Annotated in this window: 20 protein-coding genes; 2 read left to right on the top strand and 18 right to left on the bottom strand. The window is 39.0% G+C overall.

Translation table 11 applies throughout. The features are described from left to right. Positions 1–13: 13 nt before the first annotated feature. On the bottom strand, positions 14–688 hold the full coding sequence (locus PQ456_RS08665; protein WP_273615759.1) for a sulfite oxidase-like oxidoreductase: 675 nt from the start codon (positions 686–688) through the stop codon (positions 14–16). A gap of 736 nt (positions 689–1,424) precedes the next feature. Between PQ456_RS08665 and PQ456_RS08660 the strand changes: the two genes are divergently transcribed. Then, positions 1,425–2,672, top strand: a complete 1,248-nt coding sequence (locus tag PQ456_RS08660; RefSeq protein WP_273615758.1) for a replication initiation protein — start codon at positions 1,425–1,427, stop codon at positions 2,670–2,672. An 85-nt stretch (positions 2,673–2,757) separates the two neighbouring features. Here PQ456_RS08660 and PQ456_RS08655 read toward each other — a convergent pair whose 3' ends face one another. Both PQ456_RS08655 and PQ456_RS08650 read right to left on the bottom strand, forming a co-directional pair. After that, a complete protein-coding gene (locus PQ456_RS08655) occupies positions 2,758–3,831 on the bottom strand; it encodes a glycosyl hydrolase family 18 protein (protein WP_273615757.1) in 1,074 nt (357 codons plus the stop codon). Positions 3,832–4,252: 421 nt separating this feature from the next. Further along, positions 4,253–4,882: a TetR/AcrR family transcriptional regulator gene (locus tag PQ456_RS08650; RefSeq protein ID WP_273615756.1), complete on the bottom strand. Its 630-nt coding sequence runs from the start codon at positions 4,880–4,882 to the stop codon at positions 4,253–4,255. 119 nt (positions 4,883–5,001) lie between these two features. Between PQ456_RS08650 and PQ456_RS08645 the strand changes: the two genes are divergently transcribed. Continuing rightward, entirely contained in the window at positions 5,002–6,582 is a 1,581-nt protein-coding gene (locus PQ456_RS08645) for an FAD-dependent monooxygenase (RefSeq protein WP_273615755.1), read from the top strand. Between the two features lie 99 nt (positions 6,583–6,681). On the opposite strand, the gene PQ456_RS08640 is transcribed toward PQ456_RS08645, so the two are convergent. The 15 genes from PQ456_RS08640 to PQ456_RS08570 all read right to left on the bottom strand — a co-directional run bounded on the left by PQ456_RS08640 (position 6,682) and on the right by PQ456_RS08570 (position 19,098). Continuing rightward, complete coding sequence (locus PQ456_RS08640) at positions 6,682–8,445, bottom strand: YifB family Mg chelatase-like AAA ATPase (RefSeq protein WP_273615754.1); 1,764 nt, start codon at positions 8,443–8,445, stop codon at positions 6,682–6,684. A 124-nt stretch (positions 8,446–8,569) separates the two neighbouring features. After that, positions 8,570–8,938: a YraN family protein gene (locus PQ456_RS08635; RefSeq protein ID WP_273615753.1), complete on the bottom strand. Its 369-nt coding sequence runs from the start codon at positions 8,936–8,938 to the stop codon at positions 8,570–8,572. After that, positions 8,935–9,240, bottom strand: coding sequence for an EscU/YscU/HrcU family type III secretion system export apparatus switch protein (locus tag PQ456_RS08630; RefSeq protein WP_273615751.1), 306 nt, complete (start codon positions 9,238–9,240; stop codon positions 8,935–8,937). Before PQ456_RS08630 ends, PQ456_RS08635 begins: the two co-directional genes overlap by 4 nt. Next, the gene (locus PQ456_RS08625) at positions 9,237–11,381 is read right to left on the bottom strand and encodes a hypothetical protein (protein ID WP_273615750.1); all 2,145 of its coding nucleotides are present in this window, start codon (positions 11,379–11,381) and stop codon (positions 9,237–9,239) included. The genes PQ456_RS08630 and PQ456_RS08625 overlap by 4 nt, the downstream gene beginning before the upstream one ends. 322 nt (positions 11,382–11,703) lie before the next feature. Continuing rightward, complete coding sequence (locus tag PQ456_RS08620; RefSeq protein WP_273615749.1) at positions 11,704–12,324, bottom strand: ribonuclease HII; 621 nt, start codon at positions 12,322–12,324, stop codon at positions 11,704–11,706. Positions 12,325–12,341: 17 nt separating this feature from the next. Next, on the bottom strand, positions 12,342–13,202 hold the full coding sequence (ylqF, locus tag PQ456_RS08615; protein WP_204824600.1) for a ribosome biogenesis GTPase YlqF: 861 nt from the start codon (positions 13,200–13,202) through the stop codon (positions 12,342–12,344). A gap of 52 nt (positions 13,203–13,254) precedes the next feature. Continuing rightward, on the bottom strand, positions 13,255–13,926 hold the full coding sequence (gene lepB, locus PQ456_RS08610; protein WP_204824601.1) for a signal peptidase I: 672 nt from the start codon (positions 13,924–13,926) through the stop codon (positions 13,255–13,257). Positions 13,927–14,232: 306 nt separating this feature from the next. Beyond that, the gene (rplS, locus tag PQ456_RS08605; RefSeq protein WP_069327410.1) at positions 14,233–14,577 is read right to left on the bottom strand and encodes a 50S ribosomal protein L19; all 345 of its coding nucleotides are present in this window, start codon (positions 14,575–14,577) and stop codon (positions 14,233–14,235) included. Between the two features lie 197 nt (positions 14,578–14,774). Then, entirely contained in the window at positions 14,775–15,146 is a 372-nt protein-coding gene (locus tag PQ456_RS08600) for a hypothetical protein (RefSeq protein WP_273615748.1), read from the bottom strand. A gap of 184 nt (positions 15,147–15,330) precedes the next feature. Further along, the gene (gene trmD, locus PQ456_RS08595; protein WP_273616282.1) at positions 15,331–16,062 is read right to left on the bottom strand and encodes a tRNA (guanosine(37)-N1)-methyltransferase TrmD; all 732 of its coding nucleotides are present in this window, start codon (positions 16,060–16,062) and stop codon (positions 15,331–15,333) included. After that, positions 16,062–16,583 carry a ribosome maturation factor RimM gene (gene rimM / locus PQ456_RS08590; RefSeq protein WP_204824604.1) on the bottom strand — a complete coding sequence of 174 codons (522 nt, stop codon included), beginning with the start codon at positions 16,581–16,583 and terminating at the stop codon, positions 16,062–16,064. The genes trmD and rimM overlap by 1 nt, the downstream gene beginning before the upstream one ends. A 110-nt stretch (positions 16,584–16,693) precedes the next feature. Further along, positions 16,694–16,924: a KH domain-containing protein gene (locus PQ456_RS08585; RefSeq protein ID WP_069327413.1), complete on the bottom strand. Its 231-nt coding sequence runs from the start codon at positions 16,922–16,924 to the stop codon at positions 16,694–16,696. Between the two features lie 22 nt (positions 16,925–16,946). After that, a complete protein-coding gene (gene rpsP / locus PQ456_RS08580; RefSeq protein WP_273615747.1) occupies positions 16,947–17,219 on the bottom strand; it encodes a 30S ribosomal protein S16 in 273 nt (90 codons plus the stop codon). A gap of 55 nt (positions 17,220–17,274) precedes the next feature. Continuing rightward, entirely contained in the window at positions 17,275–18,657 is a 1,383-nt protein-coding gene (ffh, locus tag PQ456_RS08575) for a signal recognition particle protein (protein WP_273615746.1), read from the bottom strand. Between the two features lie 84 nt (positions 18,658–18,741). Then, on the bottom strand, positions 18,742–19,098 hold the full coding sequence (locus tag PQ456_RS08570; protein ID WP_273615745.1) for a putative DNA-binding protein: 357 nt from the start codon (positions 19,096–19,098) through the stop codon (positions 18,742–18,744). Between the last annotated feature and the right edge of the window lie 43 nt (positions 19,099–19,141).

Here is a 19,141-nt window from a genome sequence, read left to right as displayed (position 1 = left end):
CAGCTCCTAATGATTAGTCCGCTTCACAATACTTCCATTCATCTTCTGGCATTTCATATTCATCTGAAGAAAAACGTTGTTCTTGAAAAGGATCAGCCACATTGTGAAAGCCATGATTTTCCCAGAATCCTCGTCGATCTTCTTTCATAAATTCAATGCCCCGTATCCATTTCGCACTTTTCCAAAAATAAAATTTCGGCACAATCATACGAAGTGGTCCACCATGTTTGGCTGTAATGGGCTTATCATCGTAATTCCAAGCTAACAATACATCTTCATCCATCAAATCTTTCAATGCTACATTGGTCTCATAATCAGGATCAGCATGGATCATTACATATTTGGCTTCAGATTTCACTTTTAGTACGTTCATCAAATCTGAAAACTTAACACCTTCCCATACGGTATCAAACTTAGACCAGCGAGTTACACAATGAATATCGCTCACAGTACGCGTAACAGGTAGCTTTTGCAAATCTTCAAATGTAAAAAACTGCTCTTCTTCTACTTCTCCAAAAATACGTAGATTCCATAGATTCATATCATACTCAGGTACACTACCTTCATGCAAAATCGGGAAGCTTTCAGTAAGTGTCTGCCCTGGAGGTAAACGATGTTGCATATCTTGCCCTAATTCAGGCGTTTGAGGAACTCTAGCGCCTTTTAGACGATCTGCTTTATTTTGCATCATCAACTCTCCCATCTATTTCATGTATATTCTATATTTTAACATTAATCATTACCCATTTATAGCAACAGTTACTGATATGTGTACTAACAAATACTTTGTACAAATGCTTTATATACAGGATCGATTTTGATCATGAATTGAAATCGGACAAATATAGGGTCATTTACTTTAAAATCGCTTGTATTCGGTATATTTTCAGCAAAACAAGCTCATTTTAACTTTACTATGGACAAAAATAGGGTCAATATTTTGATTTTTGTATCATCACCCTATTTTTGTCCGTAGAAAAGCATTATTTGCTTATTTATGACCCTATTTTTGTCGCATTTCGTTTTACACTCAGCTTTTATTGGATCATATTGATCGTTGATTCAGACCCTATTTCTGTCCATAGTATGCCCTACTATTGTCTATACTTTGTCCTATTTTTGTCGCATTCTACCCTACATTTGTCTATAGTGTCACCCTAAATCTGTCTCGGAATTGCCCTCTTTTGGTCTATAGTTGACCCTATAATTGTCCATCTTTCACCCTATTTTTGTCTTATATTATGACTGCAAAGCTATGAGTACCAACACATTTACTAGGTGCTAAACAAGTAAATATTTTAAAACAATAAAAACAAGGTATGTAAAATAAGATAAACAACTCAAAGGAAATCATTGTGCTGATTAAGCTACTTTTATACCAGATAATCTATTATAATGAAGGAACGTCTTGGAGGTTATAACATATGAAGAAAAATAATTTAGTTACAAAGTCTAATGATCTTATTGAAATGCCTTTAAAAATGAGTGTAGTAGAGTTACGTATTATTTATGTACTTATTAGTATTATTTCGCCTGATGATCAGGAGTTTCAACGATATCGTTTTAAGATTAGTGAATTCGCCAAATTAGCTGGTGTTAAAAACAAAAATATTTATGCCCAAGTGAAAGAATATACGCTTAATCTAATGTCGCACCCTTTTTACATAAATGAAAACTTACAAGTAAACTGGTTAGCGTCTGCTGAATACTTTCCTAATGAAGGTATTATCGAAGTAGAATTTTCACCCAAGTTAAAACCTTATCTGCTTCAGTTGAAAGAAAAATTCACTTCTTTTCGGTTAAACGATATTTTAAAATTGAAAAGTGCTTATTCGATGCGGATTTATGAACTGTTGAAACAATACGAAAAGTTAGGGCAACGAACTCTTAAAGTCCAACGTTTAAAAGAATTACTTGGTATTGAAGATCAGTATCCAGTGTACTCTGATTTTAAAAAGCGTGTAATTACCAAAGCACAGCAAGAAATCAATAAAAGTACCGATATCGAATTCAATTATGTAGAACGTAAAAGTGGTCGTAAAGTAGATGAAATCGTATTTACGATCAAAACCAAAGCCAAGCAAACAGTCACCATTCTTCCTCCTACCGAAGCATTAGCTGCTGTACAACCTCATACAGCCAATCGGTTAAGCGATCGTTTAAAAAAAGAATTTGGATTAACTACAGTCACGATTCAGACTATTCTAAAATCGTATGAAAAAGAATATATTACAGAGATTCTAGATGTGGTCAAAATAGATGTACTAAGTGGCCGTGTACATGATATTCCAGCTTATACTGTCGCTGCTCTAAAAAATGACTATCGTAAAAAGAAAACAGAACTAGATATCGAACTGGATCGACAACAAGCTCTCAAATTGGAAAAAGAACAAAAGTCCCAGTTACAACAACAATATTATTCCACAGTGGCTGAAAAGTTAAATCAGTATATTGTGGATATGAGTCAAGAACAGTTAGAGATAGAAGTTCAAGCGATGTTACAAAGTGTGGCTGACAAAGATATCGAAATCATTACTGCAGATGTTCGTGATCCACAATTAATGTCAGGTGGTTACTTTAGGCAATATTTGAACAAAAAATACTTTTATCATTATACGTTTGACGTATTTATATCAGAAGTAACTGAACATGAAAAAAGAACCACTCTATAGAGTAGTTCTTTTTTTTACATTTCACTGTGTTTATACTGGAAAATCCTACATTTCTTCTGCCAGCTACTACTAATACAATAATTATTTATTTTGTTGCGCTGACTCCTTTTTGTACTGCCTGCCAGAACTGTTGATCTTCCATACCTATCGCATACATAGATACCCCGGCAAGATTGTATTGCTGAGAAAGTTTTGCTTTTTGCTCAATACTTGTTGCATCTTCATACCACACCTCATGTTGATCGCCTTGACTATCTGTATAGCGTGCGATCATAGAACCAGAAACGTTATCTCGTTTACCCGTAAGATGATATTTTGCCAGTAAAGCTGGAGTGTCTTTCCAACTGAGCATCACATTTTGATCATCATGTTCTTGTGTAGTCTGTGTAACATTCCAATCATTACCGTATGCTGGTAATCCCATTAATACTTTATTGGAAGGTACTTGCTTTACAGCAAAAGCGAGTGAAGATTGTATCCACTCTTTGCCGGCAGAAGAACCAGGCTCACTCCATACGCCATGTTCATCATAGGTCATCACTTGTAACCAATCTACTGCGCTTCCGATCGCTTTATAATCATAGGCTCCAGACCAGCCATCTTTAGGATCATCTTTCTGTTTGGCGGGTACAGATACCATCGTTTGAAATCCATTAGCTTTCATGACTTTGGCTGTATCTCGTACAAAGGTGCTAAGTGCTTGACGGTCTGCTGACACCAGAGATTCAAAGTCTAGATTAACCCCTCGATATTGATTTTGTTGAACAGTTTGTAAAAGTCCTGCAATTAGCTTTTTCTTGGCTATAGGGTCTGTTATTACGTCATGTGCAGCTTCTGGATCCCAATCTGTTTCCCCGTAGTTAGAAACAAGCGCAAATGTATCGATCTTCCACTTATTCGCTTGTTGAACAGCTTGCTTAGGAACGCTCCCGATCAGATTGCCAGATCCATCTGTGTTTAATGTATCTGTAGACATTTGATTCATATAATTGTGATATTTATTAAATGCTGCTGGCGATGCATCAGTATAATAACCAAGTACAAGTGGCTTTGTCTGTGCTATTGATTTGCCTTTACTACCAGATGCCCATCCAATCGCTGTACAAATCATAAATATACCAACTACCATCACTACAATAAACGTACTTTTTCTAGTCATATGTGTTCCTCTCTACTAACGATTATGTCTTACAGAGCATATCTTTTATGTTTATCATATAGTACCATTATATTCCATAAATACATATGTCATATATATAATTAAGCTATCACATTGGAAAAGAGCAAAACTCCCAGTTACAGCAAAAATTTTATGCAACAGTTGCTGAAAAGTTAAATCGATATATTGTAGATATGAGTCAAAAACAATACATATAGAAGTTCAAGCAATATTACCACGTCTAGCTGATAAAGGCATCGAAATTAATTATCATAGTAGAGTGATCCACCGTTAATGTCAGGTGATTACGTTAGGCAATAGTTGAGCAAAAAATACTTTAGTGATTACACATTTGATGTATGTTAGAGATGACGTCATCTTAGAAAAGAGAAGTAGCTATTATAGCCACTTCTCTTTTTGATTATATAGTAGGCGCATAAGCACGAAGAAAAACGCGTACACCTTCAGTAATAATATGCTTCACTTGTTCTTGATCCAAAGCTTCAGGTTTCGGCTGATTAAATACAAGAAGAATAGTTAAAGCAACAAAGTGCTTTACAGCCATACGAGGATCAGGTATATCCAGTAATTTATTTTTTCCAAACTCTATAAATCTTTTGATAATACTTTCCTCTGTTGCTTGATCCATATTTTCATAAAAAGATTCTGGCAAATTAGCAACCTCTACCATAGCTAGGCGAATCAAAGCTTTGTAATCAGATGAACCATTTGCAGAGGCAACAATTTGTTCACAAAATAAAATAAGAGCTTGCTCTAAATCATCAAATTCCAAAAGGTGATCTGAAATCCCTTGTTCAATCATATTCAGAACAGTTACACTCGTTTCTTCCATAACAGCAAGTAATAAGTGTTGTTTATCTCCATAATAATCATACACTGTGCGCTTAGAGACTCCTGCTCTATTAGCAACAGCATCAACACTCGATTGATTAAATCCTTCAGATAAAAAAAGTTCCCTTGCTGCCTCAATAATTTTAACTCGTTTATCTAAAGAACCTTTACGAATCTTTTTATTTTCTATAGTATCCATTCTCATATTCCCCCTTATTAAGTATATTATCAAAATTTGATTCATATTCCACTTTACTAATTACACTGCACGGTGTAGTATAATTTATAATCTACTATATTCCAAGGAGGATTTTATACATGGACACTCTATTTTCTTCTGTTGATGTGCTTATTGTTGGAGCTGGGCCTACAGGACTTACACTCGCTTGTGATCTTGCACGTCGACACATTAACCATCGTATCATTGATAAAAATCCCGTCTATAACGTAGCATCACGCTCCAAAGCTATTCAACCTCGTTCACTTGAAGTCGTTGATGATTTGGAAGCGATTGATTACATTCTGGACACAGGTGTTGTAGATTTGCCTGTTCGTTATCATACTCCAGATGGTAAAAGTATAGATAGACCTTCTATTACTGTGGCTGTCAGTAGTAAGTTTGAGACACCTTACCTTAATCCAGTCTGGATTGCTCAATTTGATGTAGAAAAAGCATTACGTGATCGCTATGCTGTTCTTGGTGGTCAAGTCGAGTTAGGCGTAGAAGCGGTACAACTTATTCAAGATTTGAATGGAGTAACAGTAACGGTCAAGACACCACAAGGAGAAGAGCAAATTCATGCTCGTTATGTAGTCGGTGCGGATGGTGGTAAAAGTAATATTCGTAAGTTTATTCAATTGCCACTGGTTGGGGAAACATATGATGATGAGCGGTGGTATCTTGGAGATATCCAATTAGAAGGTCTGGATCATGATCATATTCATATTTGGACATCTTCAGAAGGAATGTTAGGACTAACTCCACTACCCAAATCAAATATTTGGCAACTACAAGCTACTATTCCAACAGAAATTCAAAACCCCGCAGAGCCATCATTAGAAATGTATCAAGCTATGTTGGATCAGCGTGCTGGTGCCGGTCTTGTTAAGATCACTCATGCATCATGGTTGTCTATTTACCGAGTTAATGTGCGGATGGTGGAATGTTATCATAACAACAGAGTATTCCTTGCTGGTGATGCAGCACATGTTCATTCTCCAGCAGGAGGTCAGGGTATGAATACAGGTATACAAGATGCTTACAATCTTGGATGGAAGCTAGCCGCTGTCCTTCAAGGAGCAGATGCTACTTTACTGCATACTTATGATGAAGAACGCCGTCCTATTGCTCAAGCTGTTCTTCAAGATAGTTCTAAGAAAATCAAAGCAATTACTGCAACGGTGACTGAAAGTAGATCCTTGTCGCAATCTTTAAGTACAGTATCCGATGATCTGACAAGCGGGCTTCCTATTTCCTATCGCTCCAGTTCTCTTACTCGTTCATTTACTGGAAAAGATACTCTTCTTTTATTACCTGGAGATCGTGCTCCTAATGCTGATATTCTGCAAAACAAAGAATTCTCTGGAAATATTTTTGATCTGCTCCGTGGTACACATTGGACAGTTTTGGCTTTTGTAAATCATACTGACTCTTCTGTATTAGAAAATCTTATTCATGATCAGCTTCGACTATATTGTATACTTCCATCTGATACAAAGAGAACAGATCATATCATTGATCACGCAGGAAATGCTTATCGAATTTACAATATATTAAGTGAAGAACTCCTATTAATCCGTCCAGATGGCTATATTGCACTACGTACTTCTATAGAAGAATCATCGTCTATTTTGCAATATTTAAATTCCATCTATTGCTCACATACTCCAGTAAAATAGAATATATGATGCAAATGAACAAAAAAGACAAGAAGGAATCACATTAGTCATTCCTTCTTGTCACTCTTTAATCTATCTTCTATTGATACATAACACTACTTATCCATTCACTGGCTGACTAAGATCCAATTGCCGATATTGAATCGCTTCTGCAATATGAACCGCTTCAATCTGCTCCATATTTTCCAGATCAGCAATCGTTCTTGCCAATTTCAAAATGCGATCTCTAGCTCGCATACTCATACCTAATTGTTCAAATGCTGTTTCTAGTAATTGATTACCTGCATCTGATAAGAATGTATACTCTCGTAACCATTTACCCGACAATTCACTATTCCAATGAATATCCAAATGCTGATATCGTTTCAATTGAATCTGATGCGCTTTCTCTACGATTGTGCGCATACTAGCCGAATCGTAACCGATATCTTCTGTTCCAGCTTTTGCCCGTTGCCAGTCTTGCTCGGTAGGTCGAGGCACTTCTATTTGCAGATCTATCCGATCTAACAAAGGACCTGATATTTTGGAGCGATAACGAGCAATTTGACTATGGCTACAAGTACAAGGATGAGCCGCATGGGTACTTCCAAGATATCCACAAGGACATGGATTCATTGAACCTGCTAATAAGAAATTAGCTGGAAATGAAAACACCGCTCGTGCACGGCTGATTGTCACTTGATGATCTTCTAATGGTTGTCGCAATACTTCTAATACCGATCTCGGAAATTCTGGCAATTCATCTAAAAATAAAATGCCTTGATGCGCTAGGCTCACTTCTCCTGGCTTGGGTATACTTCCTCCTCCAATCAACCCTGTGACTGTTGTACTGTGATGAGGCGCACGAAAAGGACGTACAGAGATCAAGCCAGCGTTAGAGTCTTTGAATCGTCCTGATACACTAAAAATCTTAGTCACTTCCAATGCTTCCGAGTCAGTTAATACCGGTAAAATCGTAGGTAGACGTTTAATGAGCATCGTCTTCCCTGTACCCGGCGGTCCCAGTAACAAAATATTATGCATTCCCGCAGCAGCAATCATCAATGCTCGCTTCACATGTTGTTGCCCAAATACATCTCCATAATCTTCTTGCATCGTTGAAACAGAATGGTTGATATATTGCTTTTTTGATCTTTGCACAAGTAATGGCGGAAGCACTACCACTTTACGTGGATCGGATTTCTTTTTAGTTATACCTGATATATCTTTAACAGATTGAGATGTATTTATAGGATCATTTGAAGACGAGTTGGTCTGGATTTGTTTGACTACAATCTCCGGTTGACCTGGCAAAGACATTCGAAATGATTCGATATGATCCTGCTGGGCGGATTGGTCTTTTGAGATAGTAGGCTGATGTGGTGCATCCGCAAATAAATCATTTAAATGATGAATTGCATATACATTGATTCCTTCAACCAATACTGCTTCTGCTGCATTTTCTTGAGGAACCAATACCGATTTCAAACCATGTTGACGAGCTGTATCTACCATTGATAATACACCCGGCACAGGTCGCAATGTACCATCTAATGCTAATTCTCCGATCAGTAACATTTGCTCTGCATCAGGTAATATAATCTGATCACTTGTGGTCAAAATCCCCATAGCAATTGCAAGATCAAAAGCCGATCCTTCTTTACGCAAATCAGCTGGTGCTAGATTGATTGTTACTCGTTGATTAGGAAAAGTAAACCCACAATTTTTGATAGCTGAACGTACTCTTTCGATTGATTCTCGAATAGCTGAATCTGGCAACCCGATAATAGCTACCATCGGTAGACCATTTGACAAATCGGTCTCTACTTCAACCATTACTCCATTGATTCCCTGTAAACAAGCGCTAAATAATTTACCATACATACCAAAAAACACCCTTTCTTCAAAACCTTCTAAATCTCGCTCCTGATCACAGTGCGGATATACATGATGGTTTACTGAAAAAGGGTGCTTCCTCTATTTTCAATAGATTTTATTTTGACATCCATTAGACAAAAGCAGCTACAATATGCTCTAGTTCTACGACCTGATATGAATAATTCATCTGAATCGTTATAACATCATATCGAAAAGGAAAATGAGACTGCTGATTCTGATGAGCATAGACTTCAGCTGTTTCACGAATTTGTTTTTGCTTACGCCAATCTACCGATTCAGCAGGTGTACCAAATAGATCACTTGTACGACTGCGTACCTCAACAATCACAATCGTGCCCTTATGGTAAGCAATAATATCTAATTCACCACTGCGACAGCTCCAATTGCGATAGCCGATCTGATAACCTTGCTGTTCTAAATAGTAAGCTGCTGTATCTTCAGCGATACGTCCTTTATATTTGCGATCATCTGTTTTCACCGACCACGACCGCCTCGACTCAAATTCTTATCTGCACGATAAATAAAGCTAAGAATTTCGGCAACCAGTTCAAACAGTTCACTCGGGATCTGTTGATCGAGATCAAGCTTAGACAGTACTTCTACCAAAGCAGCATCTTGTTGAACAGCAATACCTGCCTCTTGAGCTTTTTCAAGAATACTTTCAGCGATACGCCCTTTTCCTTTGGCGACTACTACTGGAGCTGTATTCTGATTCGGATCGTATTTGAGCGCAACTGCTCTTTTGGCTCTCATGACCATATCGTCTTTGGGTTTATTCATATTTTCATATCCACCCCTTTGTAATCAGGCGGTGCATACCGTTGTAAAAGATCGCTATCTGACATGCCAAGACTGTTGTCGTTCACTGTATCTGATCGAACTGGCATCGTATCTACTTTGAGCGATAGCAATTGGTATCCGAGCGCTCCCATAGCAGTAGCCATCTCTTCGCGTTTACTTTCGACAAGCGGAGCAAGCTGTTCTAGATCATTATGCACTTTAAGAGTCACAATTTTGTCTACTACATGCACATCGACAAGTGTTGGTCCTAATGAATGCATATCGAGATCGAACCATAGACGGCAGTTAGAAGCGTCTAGTTCTCCTTTAGGGCCACGACGAGACTGAATCTGTACGGAAGCCGTTTCTTGTCCGTCTGGTCCTCTAAACGGGACAAACATCGTTACTTGTGCAAAGGGTGCTGTACGATCAGTATTTAATAATAATTGCTGACCGGTTAATTGCTGAACCAATTGTTGTGCAGCATCTTTCAGTGCAGGTGGCACATCATCTGCGGCAGTTAATTGAAGCAAAAGCCCTTTTAAAGTATCTTGAGCTTTACTAACCGCATCATCTGTATGAGAAGCCATCTGTTGAGCGATATGAGACGGATTGGTGGCTTCTAGACTATTAGCATTTTTCAACAGAGCAGCATTCGGTAAAAGATCATCTGTTGGTACATTTTGCCCGTTCACTACTGTCTGTGCATTGGTAGTGGCTTGTTTGCTAGTTGCTGGATTGTTTAATTCTACTTCTGGATCTATTAGTAACTCATTAGCTGCTGTTTGTTGCAGTGCATTCGGATTCGCAGCATTCGCAACACGAGACGCAGGTGCAGGTAATTGCTCTTCTACTCCAGTATTTAATGTACTATTCAGTACATTAGGCGCAAGAGCTGGATTTCCATTACGAGACGTTGCCGGATCTAGAGATGCCTGTGCTTGCGTTAGCCCATTAGCACTTAGAGATGCTGGTGTCTGCTCAGTGCGTGTAGCTACTGCTTCAGGTGAAGAGTTATTAACACTTGCACGTACCATCTGTTGTTCATGCTCTGCTCCTAATAATTTCAGCACACGACCTAACCAGGGTTCTGTGGTTTGAACTTTGGGATTGACTGTTGATGCTGTATTTGTAGAGTTCGCTGTAACAGGTTCGGCATCATCTGTTGTTGCAGATAACGATGGGCTAACCGTTGTCGAAGCAGATGGAGTGATATCATCTGCTTGTTGTGCTTGAGTATTGACTGTTGGTACCGTCGCTGATGCTGTTGGTGCTTGAGGCACAGTAGGATTCGGTACAGCTGGTGAAGTTAATTTACCACCAGTTGCATCTGTAGCCTGATCTCCAGATTGAGCCACTATACTTCCTAATTGATCAAGCACAGTCTGTAATTTTCCCAGTAAAGCAGATGTTGTGTTATTGCTTTGTGCTGGATTGGTATTTCCGTTAACTGCCGGGTTATTTCCAGATGTGTTTGTAGATACAGTCTCTGGGTCTTGATTGGCATTTGTGCCTGTATTTACATTGGCTGCATTGTCTTGTACTTGTGTCACTGTAGCACGAACAAGATTATCCAGATTACTTAATAGATCATGAAGCGGAGGTCCGAATATCGCTTGTTGTAGCCCGCTCACGCTTTGTGCTGTAACAGGTAGACCTCGTTGAATAGCTACCGCCGCAGATTGCACCCATTCTCCTACAGGTACACCGGCTGGCTTTTGAGAAAGAGTAGCTTGTATATTTTTGACGTTATCTGCATTAAGTGTGATACCGGATGCTCTCATTTGAGTAATCATTTCACGATTTTCTTTGGTATCTGGTAAATTAAACGAATCTAATACTTCTCCCATAGATGCATTAGGTAAAGGATTCGCTGGATTTCCTGCTACAGGTTTGAGCACAGGCATTCCATCTTGATCAGGAGGCTGTACTTGTAGTAAAGTGGTTGCGCCTTGTTGTAAAGGAGTCTCTAATTTGGCTCTTACTTTGACTCCTTGAATTTGGACAACAGCTTCTTGTCCATCTTCAGATACGCTTGTCACCACTCCGCGGACAACTTGTCCTTCTTTTAATTCCATTTGTCGTGCTTCACCTGGTTTGCTATCTCCTATAAGTCCACGGAATAGTGATCCAATATTCATAGTAATCCCTCCTATCATTGTTTCTACTTGAGCGTTGCCTACATTGGGGTATAGATAACAAGTAGACTATAAATAAATTCATAGTAATACAGACAATTTATAGTCTATGCTTATGTATATTTTGATTTAACATTCGTCTGCTTAATTATCTTATTTATCGGTTAAAAAGGCATGGATCATGAGCACCTATCTGTACAAAAAAAGAACCCGCTCTTTATAGTAAGATGCGGGTTCTTCCCTTAGCATGTCTATTTCTATCTTCACATAAAGTAATATAGATGCATGATAAATCATTCTATACTATAATTCAATACTTTTATGCTTAAAATAAAGTCGGTTGCTCCAGTAACAAATTACCTAAAAAGCTTTTGCGATGTAATGGTGTGATGCCCTGCGCGATAATCTGAGCACGATGAACTTTGGTCGCATATCCTTTATGTCCGGCGATCCCGTAGCCAGGATATTGCTCTTCCCATTCACCTACACACAGACGATCACGAGTGACTTTAGCGATAATGGAAGCTGCTGCAATACTATGACTATTCGCATCTCCTTTGATAATAGAACGTTGCGGAATATCCAGATCAACCTTCTCAGCATCGACTAAAATATAATCAGGAGATACGCTTAATTGTTGCAAAGCGATCTTCATTGCTAATCGAGCGGCTTGCTTAATATTGATCTCATCAATCGTTGCTGCATCAACATAGCCTACACCTACAGCGAGTGCTTGCTCCATAATCTGATCATAGAGTTGCTCACGCTTTTTCTCAGATAGCTTTTTGGAGTCGTTCACGCCTTCAATGATTACACCTTCTGGCATAATCACCGCAGCAGCGATCACATCACCAAACAGACATCCTCGACCCACTTCATCTACACCAGCAATATAATGGTAACCTTCCAGTAGACATTCACGTTCATACTTTAACAATTCTGACATGATGATTCCTCCAATACTTAAGGAGTCTCCATGGAGATTCGTCCCATTTTACCTGCACGCAATTCACGTAATATGACTTTGGATGCTTTTTCTAAATCAATACGTCCACCGCTCATTAAGCAACCACGTTTGCGTCCGATTTCTTCCATAATTTCTACGATTTCATTCGGATTTTCAAAATCTTGTGGTTGTTCAGATAATTCAAAACGTTCAGCGATATTGTCCCAATAATGCTGACAGATGTATTTCATACCGAAGTAAGCAACATCTTCTACATTTAGAATTTCTTCACGAATAGCGCCTGTTACAGCCAGCTTATAACCGATAATTTGATCTTCAAATTTAGGCCATAGAATACCTGGTGTATCTAGCAATTCCATTTCTGTTCCTACTTTGATCCACTGTTGTCCTTTGGTTACACCTGGACGATCACCTGTCAAAGCAATACTTTTTCCAGCAAGGCGATTGATTAGTGTCGATTTACCCACATTCGGAATACCTACAATTAATCCGCGCATAGGACGTTGATTCATCCCTTTAGCTGCACGTTTGTCGCGCTTGTCTTTGAGCAATACCTTAGAGCGTTCAGCAATTTCTTTGATACCTTGTCCGCTTGCTGAGTCTAAAGGAAGAACAGCATGTCCTTCTTGCTTAAAATATTCAACCCATTCAGCAGTTACTTTAGGATCAGCCAAATCGGATTTGTTCAAAATAATCATTCTCGGTTTGCCCTGCAAAATCTCATCAATCATCGGATTACGACTGGAGAGTGGCAGACGTGCATCCACGAGTTCAATAACCATATCGATCAATTTAAGCTTCGATTCGATCTGGCGACGTGCTCTTGTCATATGTCCGGGAAACCATTGAATAGCCATCGGTTTTCCCCCTTACTTCTTTAAATTAGCTGTCCATATATGTTAGGCAGCTTTATTGTTCAACCCACTTCGCATCACTAAACGGCCAGAAAATAACATCTGCACGTCCAATAATATCTCCAAGCGGTATATAACCGATCATACGACTGTCTTGACTGTTGGAGCGATTATCTCCCATAACAAATACATGACCTGCTGGTACTGTTCCATCAGGGAAGTTCTCTGTTGGGAAATTATTGATATTATAATCGCTACCTTGTGCATGTGCCTTATCTAATGCAGCTTGGATATAAGGCTCACTGATTTCTTTACCATTAACGGTTACTTTGTCGCCTTCTACTTTGACGGTATCTCCAGCAACAGCAATTACACGTTTGATAAAGTCACGATTTTGAGAAGGTACTTTCAGTACAACCACTTCTCCAGGTTGCGGGGTACGGATATCATACAGAATTTTGTTCACGATCACACGTTCACCTGTATGAAAATTCGGTTGCATGGATGGGCCGTCTACAATAAACGGTTCAAACAAGAACCAGCGGATAACGACAACGAGCAACAAAGCAACCACGATCGCTTTGATCCACTCTTTCGTTTCACTTTTCTTTTTCTTTTCAGGTTGAATCGTTCCTGAATCTGGAGTTCCTGTGTTGACAGGTTCTTGTACTTCTGTCGTATTTGCTGCATGTACTTCATTGTTAGATGGTTTTGTGTCTTGCTCCATAGGTCATGCCTTCTTTCCTGGTTGAATTGGCGCTTTGTATATGTACTGACTACCATATCCGGCTAAGCCTTATGTAGTGTATACCAAGTACCTATACGATTTCACTCTATCTATTTTACACACAATTTTATAAAAACCAAATTTTGAAGGATTCTATTCGTCAAGAAATACAAAAAATCCCGTCTACAGCCGTGTATAAAGGCTGTCCGGCGGAATCGGATGTTAAACATTATCATAAATAACAGCTTAAAAATAACGAAAAGGGCTTGTTTCACCAAGCCCTTCTCAATCGCGTATCCGAAAGGATTAACGACGCAATTCTTTAATTCTAGCTGCTTTACCGCGAAGCTCACGAAGATAGTACAATTTCGCACGGCGAACTTTACCACGACGAGCTACTTCTAGTTTATCGATTTTAGGTGAATTTACTGGGAAAGTTCTTTCCACACCTACACCGTAAGAAATTTTACGTACTGTAAAAGTTTCACCGATGCCGCCACCTTGGCGTTTGATTACAACTCCTTCGAACAACTGAACACGTTCGCGAGTACCCTCAATTACCTTAACATGCACTTTCAAAGTGTCTCCTGCACGGAAATTAGGGATATCTTTACGAAGTTGATCTTGAGTAATTTCTTGAATGATATTCATTAATAACTTCCTCCTTCCACACAGATGTTCATACGTCTCAGGGAATAATTCCTCATCATTGATCGTAGAGGACCATCAGATTCACACAACAGTCTAATACTATCATAGAACATCATAGAATAACAATACTTTTTCAAAAAAATTATAAAATAGTTGATGATTTGAGATCAGCTATAAGTATGCCTCGTCATTGCCGCTTACTCAAAGTCGCTATGTTCTAATAAAGATTGCAGACTTTTCAAGCGATTAATTTCTTGCTCAAATAGATGATGATCGGTTAAGCGACTATTTTCTAATGTGCGAAGTCTGGCTGTTTTTTGGTGATCAATACTACGATCAATTAATTTTACTACTGTATTGCGACCGCTATAATCAGCAATAAAATATTTTTTGTATGATTCGACTTCGATATAGATCAGATGTGTAAATTCCGGTAATAAATGATTCAGTACGATCGTAGCATCACGCTCTACAAACTCTTTATTTAACACCGAAGCATATCCTTGACTGCGCAAGTCACTGCTTAACCGATCTAACCATTGTGAATACTCCTGCTGCAATTCATTCATGATGTCTGAACTCCTATCTTTGTTACCTTGTTATGAGCGCTCTTACTGTAGGCTCAGTCTTATGCTCTAAATCATAACTTGAGCTTATTTATTGTCACACCTATGTATATAGGGCATACATAAAAAAGAATTTCCCTATAAGGGATCGATGACGATCTTCCTACAGCGAAATTCTAATAGATATTTAGTTACGCTGATTTTTGAGCCACTCGCGCTCTTTGGTTGTCAAATCAGCCTGTTCTAACAATTCTGGACGACGTTCTAATGTACGCAGTAACGATTGTTCACGTCGCCACTTCTCGACATTGGCATGATGGCCGGATAATAAAATATCAGGTACTTTCATTCCTCTATATTCTACAGGACGCGTGTAATGTGGATATTCTAACAGCCCTGTACTGAATGAATCGGTCACTGCACTGTTAGCATTTCCTAATACCCCAGGTAAAAGGCGCACAATACTGTCTACAGCCGCCATAGCGGGTATTTCTCCACCGGTAAGTACATAATCACCGATTGATATCTCATCGGTCACCAGATGCTCTCTAATGCGCTCATCGTAACCTTCATAATGACCACAGATAAAAATCAAATGTTCTTCTTGAGCAAGTTCTTCAGCTTTGTGCTGCGTAAATGGCTCTCCCTGTGGACACATCAAAATAATACGTGGAGATGTAGAAGTAGACGCAGGTGCTAAATCTTCTACAGCGTCAAAAATAGGCTCTGGCTTGAGTACCATGCCTCCGCCTCCACCATAAGGTGTATCGTCTACAGTGCCATGTTTGCTTTTAGAATACGTGCGGAAATTAATAGCATTCAATTCTACAATGCCTTTAGCTGCTGCTTTACCCAGAATGCTAGAACCAAAAACACCGGTAAACATTTCTGGAAATAACGTCAGCACATCGATCTTCATCATTCCAAAAGACCTTCCATCACATGGATCAGTACTTTTTTCTCTTCTACATTAATATCAAGCACAACATCATGGATGTAAGGAATCAATACTTCTTCGCCTTTATCTGGACGGACAACCCATACATCATTAGCACCCGGTTTTAAAATATCGACGATTTTACCAATTTTGGTTCCTTCTTCAGTAAATACTTCACAATCTAGAATCTCGTGGAAATAAAATTCGTCTTCTTCTAGCTCGATCGTATCATCTTTAGATACTTTCAATGTCCAGCCTTTATATTTCTCTACTTCGTTAATATTGCTGAATCCTTTAAAACGAACCACATACATATTTTTTTGCAAACGAGAGCTTACAATTTGAACTTCTAATTTACTGCCATTTTCTTCATTGATCATCCATAGCTTTTTACCTTCTGCAAAGCGAATTTCAGCAAAATCGGTATTTGGATAGATTTTGAGTTCTCCACGGATGCCATGTGTATTAGCTACTTTACCTACCGTTAAAAATTGTTCAGTCATGTTATTCTCCTCTAACAAATAATCTATCATTGATGCTATATTACCTTAAATTTGATTGAAAATGTACGAAAAAGGGCTAGGACATCATCCTAACCCTCTTTCGTATATTTTTAAGACATTATATCAACGGTCACCCGTTTATTAGTCTTGACTGCTGCTGATGTAACGACCGTGCGGAGAGCCTTGGCGATACGTCCTTGCTTGCCGATGACTTTACCGGCATCGTCCGGATGGACGCTAAGTTCGTATACGATCAAGTTCTCTTTTTCCACAACGTTCACTTTTACATCATCGGGATGATCCACGAGAGCTTTAGCAATAACCATTACTAATTGTTCCATAGATTCTCCTCCGAATCAGCAATTATTTTTGCTGTTTAAGCTCATGAAACTTTTTCATAACGCCCGCTTTGCTAAGCAAGTTGCGAACGGTATCAGAAGCTTGTGCTCCTTGTTGAAGCCATTGAAGAGCTTTTTCCTCATCAATCTTAGTTACAGAAGGTTCTGCAATTGGATTATAAGTACCGATTTCTTCGATGAAACGGCCATCACGAGGGGACCGAGAATCGGAAACCACGATACGATAGAAAGGCGCTTTATGAGCACCGATGCGTTTTAGACGAATACGTACTGCCACGAAAATTCACCTCCTTCAAATTAGTTCAATAGTATATACATTGCATTTCCTGGGCTTAACGGAAAGGAAATTTCATTCCTTTACCACCCATTTTTTGCATTTGTTTCATCATTTTATTGTTTTTGCCGCCGCCCTTAGGATCCATCATATCCGAGAACTGCTTCATCATACGGCGCATCTCATCGAACTGCTTGATCAGACGGTTTACTTCTGCAACAGACGTTCCGCTCCCTGTAGCAATCCGCTTACGACGACTATGATTAATCACTTCTGGATGTTGTTTCTCCTGAACAGTCATCGACTGAACAATTGCTTCGATACGTCCTACTTGCTTATCATCTACTTGTAGATTTTGGTTTTTCATTTTTCCCATACCAGGAATCATGTCCATAATCTGATCAAGCGGTCCAAGCTTTTTCACTTGATCCATTTGCTCTAAGAAATCTTCAAATGTGAACTCGGCATTACGCATTTTACGTTCCATTTCTTTTGCCTTGTCTTCATCGATATTCATTTGAGCTTTTTCGATCAGTGATAGCATATCACCCATACCTAGAATACGTGAAGCCATACGTTCTGGATGGAAAGCTTCCATAGCGTCTAGCTTTTCACCAAGTGTTGTGAATTTAATCGGGCAACCTGTTACGGCTTTGACAGACAATGCTGCACCACCACGAGTATCTCCATCAAGCTTGGTCAATACTACACCTGTTAATTGCAATTGACTGTTAAAGTTCTCGGCTACATTAACTGCATCCTGACCTGTCATCGCATCTACAACTAACAGCACTTCGTCTGGATTCGTTAATTCATGAATCTGACGCAATTCATCCATTAATTCTTCATCAATATGCAAGCGACCTGCTGTATCAATAATCACGTAATCATTATTGTTCGTTTTGGCTTCTTGCAATGCTTGACGAGCAATTTCAACTGGACTTGTCTGATCTCCCATTGTAAATACAGGCGCATTGATTTGCTCTCCCAGTACTTGCAACTGCTTGATCGCTGCCGGACGATAAATATCGCCTGCAACCAGTAGTGGACGATGATTTTGTTTTTGAAGCATTTTAGCTAGTTTACCGGATGTGGTTGTTTTACCAGCACCTTGCAAACCAACCATCATAATCACTGTTGGTGGTTTGGCTGCTTTGGCAAGTTTGGACTGTGTTCCACCCATCAACTCGGTCAATTCTTTATTAACAATGTCGATAATAACCATGCCAGGTGTGAAGCTTTCCATCACATCTGTACCGACCGCTTTTTCTTTTACTTTGGAAATGAATTCTTTAACGACTTTGAAATTAACGTCTGCTTCAAGCAACGCTAACCGTACTTCGCGCATTGCTTCGTTTACATCTTCTTCAGATACTTTACCTTTACCGCGAAGTTTGCTAAATACGTTTTGCAGTCGTGTTGTTAAGCTTTCAAATGCCATGTGTCTTCACCTCCGTTTATTTCACCTAAATGTACTACGTGTGTATCTATATCGAATATCGTTACATGTATAAGTATATATGAATTAATCGTTACCTTCCAAGCGCTCTACGATATCCATCATATGCGATTGTTGATCATGAGCTATCCCGCTTGTAGATAATGTGTTTTTAAGTTCTTCTAGATCGCGTAAACGACGATAATGCTTTTCCATCAAACCAAGCTTTTCTTCATACATCTCTAATACTTGCTCGGCACGTTTGATGTGTTCGTACACCGCTTGTCGACTAATACTGAACTCTGCGGCAATCTCTCCAAGAGAGTAATCATCATGAAAATAGTATTTAAGGAACATCTGCTGTTTGTCTGTAAGCAGAAGCTCATAGAAATCAAATAATGAATTAACACGGGTCGTTTTATCGAGCCGATTCTCTTGACTCATCTGGGGCACTCCCTCCGTCAAGGAAAAACACTTTACACCTCAT

The organism is Paenibacillus kyungheensis (genome assembly GCF_028606985.1).
Lineage (GTDB): Bacteria > Bacillota > Bacilli > Paenibacillales > Paenibacillaceae > Saccharibacillus > Saccharibacillus kyungheensis.
The sequence above is the reverse complement of the archived record's forward strand: the minus strand, read 5'-3'. Positions and strand labels throughout refer to the sequence as shown.